Below are 8,019 nucleotides of genomic sequence, written 5' to 3'. Positions count from 1 at the left end.
GGACATCGCCCTTCAGCGTGTCGTTGCCCGAGCCGCCGATCAGGCTCTCGATGTTGACCAGGGTCTCGCCGGCCGCGGCGCCGGTCGAATTCTCCTGCGCGGTCAGGTCGAGCGAGATGCCGCCCGTCTCGGAAGCATAGGAGACCGTGTCGACACCTTCGCCACCGTCGAAGTAATCGACGCCACCGCCGCCGATCAGCGTGTCGTTGCCCCAGCCGCCGCGGAGGATGTTGTCGCGATCGTTGCCGATCAGCGTGTCATCGAGGTTGGAGCCGACGACGTTCTCGATGCTGATCAGCGTGTCGCGGTCAGTGCCGCTGCCGGCAATGCCGGTGGCCAGGTTCACCGTGACGCCCGTCTCGCGATAGCGGTAGTCGACCGTGTCGCTGCCGCCCTCGCCGCCATCGAGGGTGTCGTTTCCAAGGCCACCGACCAGCCAGTCATCGCCGGTGCCACCCAGCAGCCAGTCATTGCCGGCGCCGCCCTCCAGCGTGTCGTTGCCGGCGCCACCGTCGAGGGTGTCGTTGCCGTCCAGGCCCTGCAGGATGTTGCCGTTCGCGTCACCCGTCAGCAGGTCGTTGAACTTCGAGCCGCGCAGGTTCTCGATCGACACATAGGTGTCGCCCGAGGCCTCGTTGTTGGTGGTGATCGCCGTCGGCGTGTTCTTGCGGGCAACCAGCGAGGCCTCGACCGCAGAGGCTGCGTTCTCGTAGCTGGCAAAGTCGCTGCCCTCGCCGCCGTTCAGGGCGTCGGCATCCAGGCCGCCTTCCAGCACGTCGTCGCCGGCGCCGCCGTAGAGCGAGTCCTTGCCGGCCAGGCCGTAGAGGTGGTTGTTCTCCGAGTTGCCGTAGAGCGCATCGGCGAACTTCGAGCCTTCGAGGTTCTCGATGCTGCTGTAGGTGTCACCCGCCGCGTCACCGGTGTTGATCGAGCTCGGCAGCGGCGTGAAGATCGTGAAGTCGCTCGGCGCGTCGCTGTCATAGTCGGTCAGCGCCGCGGTGACGCCGCTGGTGGCGTTGGCGTAGGAGGCGGTGTCGATGCCCTCGCCGCCGTCCAGGAAGTCGGCGCCGGCGCCGCCCTGGAGCTTGTCGTTGCCCGAGCCGCCGTAGAGATGGTTCTTGCCTGCATCGCCGATGATCAGGTCGTCGTAACGGGTCCCGACGGCATGCTCGATCGAGATCAGGTCGTCATGCTCCGGCGTCGCGTCGCCGGTGACGCGCGTCTCGGCATAGCCCTTGTCCAGGCGCACCTCGACCCCGACGTCCAGATCGCTGAAGTCGGCGGTGTCGTTGCCCTCGCCGCCGATCAGCACGTCGTTGCCGCGGCCGCCCTGCAGCGTGTCGTTGCCGAAGCCGCCATCCAGGATGTCGTCGCCATCGCCGCCTTCGAAGCGGTTGTTGACGCCTTCCCGGTAGTCTTCGTCGGCGGTCACGTCGCCGATGATCCAGTCATCGCCATCGCTGCCGACGACGCCTTCGATATTGGTGAACTTGTGGCCGGCGGCGATGCCGTCGCCCGTCACGACGCGGTCCAGCGAGATGGTGACGCCGTTCTGCGCTTCGTCCACGCGGTTGTAGTAGACGGTGTCGAAGCCCTCGCCGCCGTCGATCTCGATGGCGCCGGAACCCATGTAGAAGTAGTCGTTGTTCTGGGTGGCGACGATCTTCTCGATCCCGGTGAAGCTGTCGTAGAGGCTGCCATCGCCGTGCTTGCGCACGGTGCCTTCGACCAGATCGACATGGATGTCGATGTCCTCATCGCCGCCGTCCAGCGACGCGTAGCTCAGCGTGTCGTTGCCGTCGCCGCCGCGGATCGTGTCCTCGCCGAGGCTGGCATAGATCGTGTCGTTGCCGACGCCGCCCTCGATCAGGTCGTTGCCTTCGCCGCCGGTCAGGATGTCGTCGCCCGCGTTGCCGCGCAGCGTCAGGTCGGCCGTGCTGATGCCGCCGGTGATGGTGTCGGCATTGGCGGTGCCTTCGACCACCTCGAAGCCGCTGACATCGTAGTGGAGCGGGCCACCGACCGAAGAGCTGTAGCTGCTGTTGGTGAAGCTGATGTCGACCGTGCCGGAGCCGAGGTCGACATTCATCGACGCGCCGACGGCGCTCGTCCCGTTCTGCAGCAGCGCGTCCAGCGTGCGGCCGTCGATGACGTCCTCGCTGCCGTTGCTGCCGATGATCTTCTCCACCCGGGCCGCCATGCCGAGCGACTCGCCATCGGCGTCCTCGAAGACGGTGACCGGGGTGCCGGAGACGTTCGAGAAGCCGAGGGAGACGTCGGTGCCGGCGCTGGTGTAGTCGAGCGTGTCGTAGCCGGCGCCGCCGTCGATCATCATCTCATCGGCGTTCATCCGGAAGGTGTCGGCGCCGCTGGTGCCCTGGATGCCTTCGATGTCGCTGATCTGGTCGAACGACCCGCTGGTGCCGACCTTGGTCACCGTGCCGGAGAGCAGGTTGACGTCGACGCTATAGGCGCTGCCGGCGCTGGCGTAGCTCAGCGTGTCGTTGCCGATGCCGCCGCTGATGATGTCGTTGCCCAGGCCGCCGATCAGCCAGTCGTTGCCGGCACCGCCATCGAGGGTGTCGTTGCCGAGGCCGCCGGTCAGGGTGTCGTTGCCGTCATTGCCGTAGAGCTTCAGGTCGGACGTGCTGCTGCCGCCCGTGATGACGTCGCCGTTCTTGGTGCCCTGGACCTCCTCGAAGCCCGCGACCGTGTAGCTGTGCGGGCTGTAGCCGCTGCCGCCCGAGGTGACGACCTGCACGGAACCCGAGCCCAGGTCGACCATCAGCCGGGCGCCGGGGTCGCCGGAGATCGGCGCCAGGTTGTCGAGCTCACGCCCGTCGATGACGTCGTTCAGGTCGGCCGTGCCGGAGATGACCTCGACCAGCGTGGCGGTGTCGACACCGTTGCCCAGGCCCTTCTCGATGCGGACGGTCGCGGCGCCGTCGACGACATCGAGCTCGAGGCTGATGCCGTTCGAGCCGCTGATGCCGCTGTAGTCGAGGGTATCGGTGCCGGAGCCACCATTGATGGTGTCGCTGCCAGCGAGCGAGCCGAGGAAGGTGTCGTTGCCGGCGCCGCCGTCCAGGGTGTTGGTGCCCGCGCCGCCGGCGATGGTGTCGTTGCCGAGGCCACCCTCGAGGGTGTCGTTGCCCAGGCCGCCGGTCAGGGTGTCGTCGCCGTCATGGCCGCGCAGCGTCAGGTCGGCCGTGCTGGTGCCGCCGGTGATGGTGTCGCCGCGGGCGGTGCCTTCGACGATCTCGAAGCCGCTGACCGCGTAGGTCTTGCTGCCCTCGATGCCCGACCCATAGGACGAGTCGGCGAACTCGATCTCGAGCGTGCCGGAACCCAGATCGACGTTCAGGCTGGCGCCCGAGACGACGTCCAGGCCGTGGCCGTCGAGGGTGTCGGTGCTGCCGGAGGTGCCGATGAAGCCTTCAGTCTGGAAGGCAAAGTCGGTGCCCTGCGTGACGCCGTCGGCATCCTTCTTGGTGATGGTCGCGGCCAGCGTGCTGGAACCGACGCTGAAGGCGACGGCGACAGAGCCGGTGATCTCACTGTAGTCGACGGTGTCGATGCCGTCGTCGGCCGTGACCGTGCTGCCGGCCCAGCCGCTCATCACGCCGCCGATGTAGCGGCCGGTGCCGGACAGGGAGGCGACGAAGGTGTCGTCGTCCGCACCGCCGACCAGCAGGTCGTTGCCGGCACCACCCTTCAGGGTGTCGTTGCCGGCGCCGCCGTCGAGCGTGTCGTTGCCCAGGCCGGCGGCCAGGGTGTCGTCGCCCTCATGACCGCGCAGCGTCAGGCTGGCCGTGCTGGTGCCGCCGGAGATGGTGTCGCCAAGCGCCGAGCCTTCGACGATCTCGAAGCCTTCGACGTCGAGGCTCAGGCCATCGGGCAACTCAGGGGCGAAGTCCGGATTGCCGAACTTGATCTTCACCGTGCCGGCGCCGAGGTCGACGTCCAGGCTGGCCTGCGCCGGCTCCGCCGTGCTGCCGGACATCGTGTCCAGGGTGCGGCCATCGATGACGTCGCCGGCGCCGCTGCTGCCGATGACCTTCTCGACCTGGCGAGCCTGGTCCACGTTGCCGTCTTTGTCGACGGCCAGAATCGCCGTGCCGGACATGACGCCCACGAGGCCGAGGGAGACAGGGCCGCCGGCCTCGCTGTAGTCGATGGTGTCGTAGCCGGTGTCGGCGGTGACGCTGCCAAGGTCGATGACGCTGCCCTGGTTGGCGAGCGCGATCGTGCCGCCAACGATCTCGTTGCTGCCCTCGAGCGAGCCGATGAAGACGTCGTTGCCGTCGCCGCCGATGAGAGTGTTGTTGCCCTCGCCGCCGTCGATCACGTCGTCGCCGGCATTGCCGTAGAGCAGGTCGTTGCCATTGCCGCCGCTCAGCACGTCGTTGCCGGCGCCGCCGTCGAGCTCGTTGTCACCGGCGTTGCCGATCAGCGTGTCGCCCTGGTCGCTGCCGATGGCGTTCTGGAAGAAATGGATGCTCTTGGAATAGGCCTGCTGCTCTTCCGTCAGCGTGTCGCCGGCATTCGACGCCTGCAGCGTGAAGGTATGGGCGGCAAGGTCGATCTTGGCGCCGACCGGGACCTCGGCTGCCGGATCCTGGTCGATGCGCACCTTGAAGGTCCGCTCCATCTCGCCAGAGGCCGAGATCACCTCGAAGTTGTTGAGGGTGTCGATGGCCGCGTCCTTGTGGACCTCCATCGCGTCGCTGATGTGGCCGGCGCCGTCCACCCAGACGGTGGCCGAGGCGACCAGCGACTCGATGCCCGACAGGTTCATGTAGCGGGCGGTGTCGTTGCCCGCGCCGCCATCGACGGTGTCGGAGCCCGTGCTGGCGTGGAAAATGTCGTCGCCGTCAGTGGCCTGACCGCTTAGATCGCTGCCGCTGGTCGTACCAAAAATGTCAGCCACTTCGAGCCCCCTCACGCCGTGCTTGGCGCGGGAAAATTACACATGGCGCAACGATGCCGCAATCGTGAGAATCAGTATCCATGGCGGTCAACTTGGCGGACTGGTACATATGCGGTTAACAATATCAGTGTTAACTGACTGAATTAACAAAATTCCAGGACAACGCTGGTTTCAAAACGTGACCTTGTTCTCAAAATTTGATTTTCGGATTTTGTGTCAAGATGACTTTCTTATTTTAACTTGAAGCAAGTCAGTTCATTCAGAGTTTTAATTTATCGCGCGGAAAATTCTTCCGCCACGACCGGGAGCCTCCTGCCGCGCCACTCGCGCCGCAAGCGAGGGGAGCGGTCAGGTCTCCCGCCGGACAGGCCCCGGCCAGGGCGTGTCGACGCGGATGAATTCCTCCCGCTTCTGCCGGCTGCCCCAGTCGATTCGCGCGGTCTCGACGACACGGATGTCGAAGGGATGGCCCAGCACCCCCTGCAGGAAGACCACCACCCGGTCGCGCGCCGCCGCGTCCAGCGGCGTGGTGCAGCGCAGCGAGGCCTCGATGATGCCGTCGCCGTACTGGACCAGGCGGAACTCGGCCACCTGCGGGAAGGCGGCGTGCCAGCGGTCGCCGGCAAGTCGCGCCAGCCGCTCGCTGCCGTCGGGCATGCGCAGGAAGTTGCGGCGGCGGCCGAGCACGCGGCGGAGCACCGGCAGGGTGATGCCGCAGTCGCAGGGGGCGCCCCATTCGGCGACATCGCCGATGGCGTAGCGGATCAGCGGGGTCGCATAGCCCTGCAGCCCGGTCAGCAGCACCTCGCCCGGCTGGCCGACGCCGCAGGGCCGCCCCCGGCCGTCGACGATCTCCAGATGCACCAGCGAGGACAGGACATGCAGGTGATCGTGCTTCGGGCACTGCAGCGCGATCCAGCCGAGCTCCTCGCAGGTATAGCGGTCGACCAGGCGGGCGCCGAAGGCGGCGGCGCAGAGCCGGCGGTGCTCGGGGTCGACGGTCTCGCCCACCGTCAGCACCTTCTCGAGCGGCGGCCCGCCGCCCTGGGCCAGCGCCAGCCGGGCGAGCCGCGCCGCCATGCTGGGCAGGGTGATCAGCTGCTGCGCCCCGGTGCCGCGCAGCCAGTCGAGCAGCGCCTCGGCCGGGTGCTCGATGATGTTGCGCACCAGCACCCGGCCGACCTTCTGGTCGAGGCTGACCTGGCGGTGCTCGCCATCGGGCATGTCGCGGATCACCGCCCGGGTCGAGCGGCCGTCGATCCCGTGCCAGCGCTTCTCCAGCTCCGACACCGCCTGGTAGATCGGGCGGTAGACCGGCAGCAGCCGCTCCACCTCGACCGGCTGTCCGGTGGAGCCGGAGGTATGCGCCGCCTTGACGTCGAGCGGCGTCCGCGCCGGGTCATAGGCGCGCAGACCGGCGCCGGCGGCCTGCAGCTCGGCCCGGCGCAGGATCGGCACCGCCTGCCAGGACGCCGGATCCCGGGTCGGCTCGACAGCCGGCAGGCGGGCGCGCCAGACATCGGAATGGCGCCGCGCCAGCTCCAGCAGCAGCTGCCGCTGGCGCAGCGAGATCGCTTCCTGCTCGGCGGGGTTCAGGCGGGCGTGCTGGCTGAGCTGGCTGCGCACATGCGCGGCGATGGCGGCGTCCGGCGGCAGGATCTGCGGGAAGCCCAGCAGGGACAGCCGGGCGATGTCCTCGCCCCCGCCCCTGGTATCCGACCCAGCCGCCATCCGATCCGATCCGTCAGCCTTCCGCTTCAATATCAGCTTCGGCGCGAAGCAAAAGGCCCCTCGCCGCGGCAGGCCGATGGTCAGGACGCCGTTGCCCCGGGACCGCTTCGCCTCTATCGGTCGAAGGACCTGCTCGCCCGCCGCGCTGCCCTGCCGCGGCCCGATCGACCGGCTGCTGACGGGAGAAAGCCGCTGATGACCCCGCAACGCTTCGACGCCATCCTGATCGGCGGCGGCCTGGTCGGCGCCGCCATCGGCTTCGGCCTGCAGCGGCTCGGGCTGCGCTGCCTGCTGCTGGACGAGGGCGACATCGCCTTCCGCGCCAGCCGTGGCAATTTCGGCCTGGTCTGGGTGCAGTCCAAGGGGCTTGGGGCGCCGCATTACCAGCGCTGGACCCGCGGCTCGGCCGAGGAATGGCCGTCGCTGGCCGCCGATCTGAAGGACAGGACCGGCATCGGCACCGGGCTGCAGCAGCCGGGCGGCGTCAGCCTCTGCCTGTCGGAGGAGGAATTCGAGGCGCGCTCGGCGTACATGGCCCGGCTGCAGCGGGAGGCCGGGAATTTCGGCCTGGACTACCGCATGATCCGCGGCGCGGAGGCGCGCGACATGCTGCCTGGCCTCGGCCCCAAGGTCGTCGGCGTCAGCTGGACGCCCTATGACGGGCATGCCAGCCCGCTCTATCTGCTGCGGGCGCTGCATCGCGGCTTCACCGACCTGGGCGGCACCTATCGCCCGAATGCCCGCCTGACCGGCAGCAAGGCGGCCCCCCACGACTTCCGGATCGAGGCCGGCGACGACGTGGCCGAGGCGCCACGCGTCGTGCTGACCGCGGGTCTGGGCAATGCCGAGCTCGCCCCGCGTTTCGGGCTGCAAGCCTCGGTGCGGCCGGAGCGCGGCCAGATCCTGGTCACCGAGCGCGCCCGCAACCTCCTGCCGATGCCCACCGTCAGCCTGCGCCAGACCGAGGAAGGCAGCCTGCTGATCGGCGACAGCAAGGAGGATGCCGGCTTCGACGTCAGCCAGAAGCCCGAGATCATGCGCCGCATGGCCCAGCGCGCCGTGCAGTGCTTCCCCTGGATCGCCGACCTCAACCTGGTGCGCGCCTGGTCCGCCCTGCGCGTCATGGCCCCCGATGGCCTGCCGATCTACGACCAGTCCGAGCGCTTCCCCGGCGCCTTCACCGCCAATTGCCATTCCGGCGTGACGCTGGCCGGCACCCATGCCAACCGCCTGGCGCCGATGATCGCCGCCGGCGCGCTGGACCCTGCCCTGGATCTTTTCACTGCGAGACGCTTCGATGTTCGCCACGCGGCCTGACGCGCGCCCCCCCGGCGCCCCCACCGTGGACGTCCTGGTAG

The 8,019-nt window shown here is 68.4% G+C and carries 3 protein-coding genes; 1 reads left to right on the top strand and 2 read right to left on the bottom strand.

Features of this window, described 5'->3' with window-relative positions; genetic code table 11:
* Together BKE38_RS32875 and BKE38_RS16255 are read right to left on the bottom strand one after the other, a co-directional pair.
* Positions 1–4,930 (bottom strand): beta strand repeat-containing protein (locus BKE38_RS32875; protein WP_278247628.1); only part of this gene is annotated, 4,930 nt, incomplete at its 3' end.
* 348 nt (positions 4,931–5,278) lie between these two features.
* Positions 5,279–6,661, bottom strand: coding sequence for a phenylacetate--CoA ligase family protein (locus BKE38_RS16255; protein WP_076958335.1), 1,383 nt, complete (start codon positions 6,659–6,661; stop codon positions 5,279–5,281).
* Positions 6,662–6,856: 195 nt separating this feature from the next.
* On the opposite strand from BKE38_RS16255, the gene BKE38_RS16250 reads away from it, so the two are divergent.
* Positions 6,857–7,978: an NAD(P)/FAD-dependent oxidoreductase gene (locus BKE38_RS16250; RefSeq protein WP_076958334.1), complete on the top strand. Its 1,122-nt coding sequence runs from the start codon at positions 6,857–6,859 to the stop codon at positions 7,976–7,978.
* Positions 7,979–8,019: the final 41 nt, after the last annotated feature.

It is taken from the genome of Teichococcus deserti, from assembly GCF_001982615.1.
Lineage (GTDB): Bacteria > Pseudomonadota > Alphaproteobacteria > Acetobacterales > Acetobacteraceae > Pseudoroseomonas > Pseudoroseomonas deserti.
This window is presented reverse-complemented; position numbering and strand designations above follow the sequence as displayed.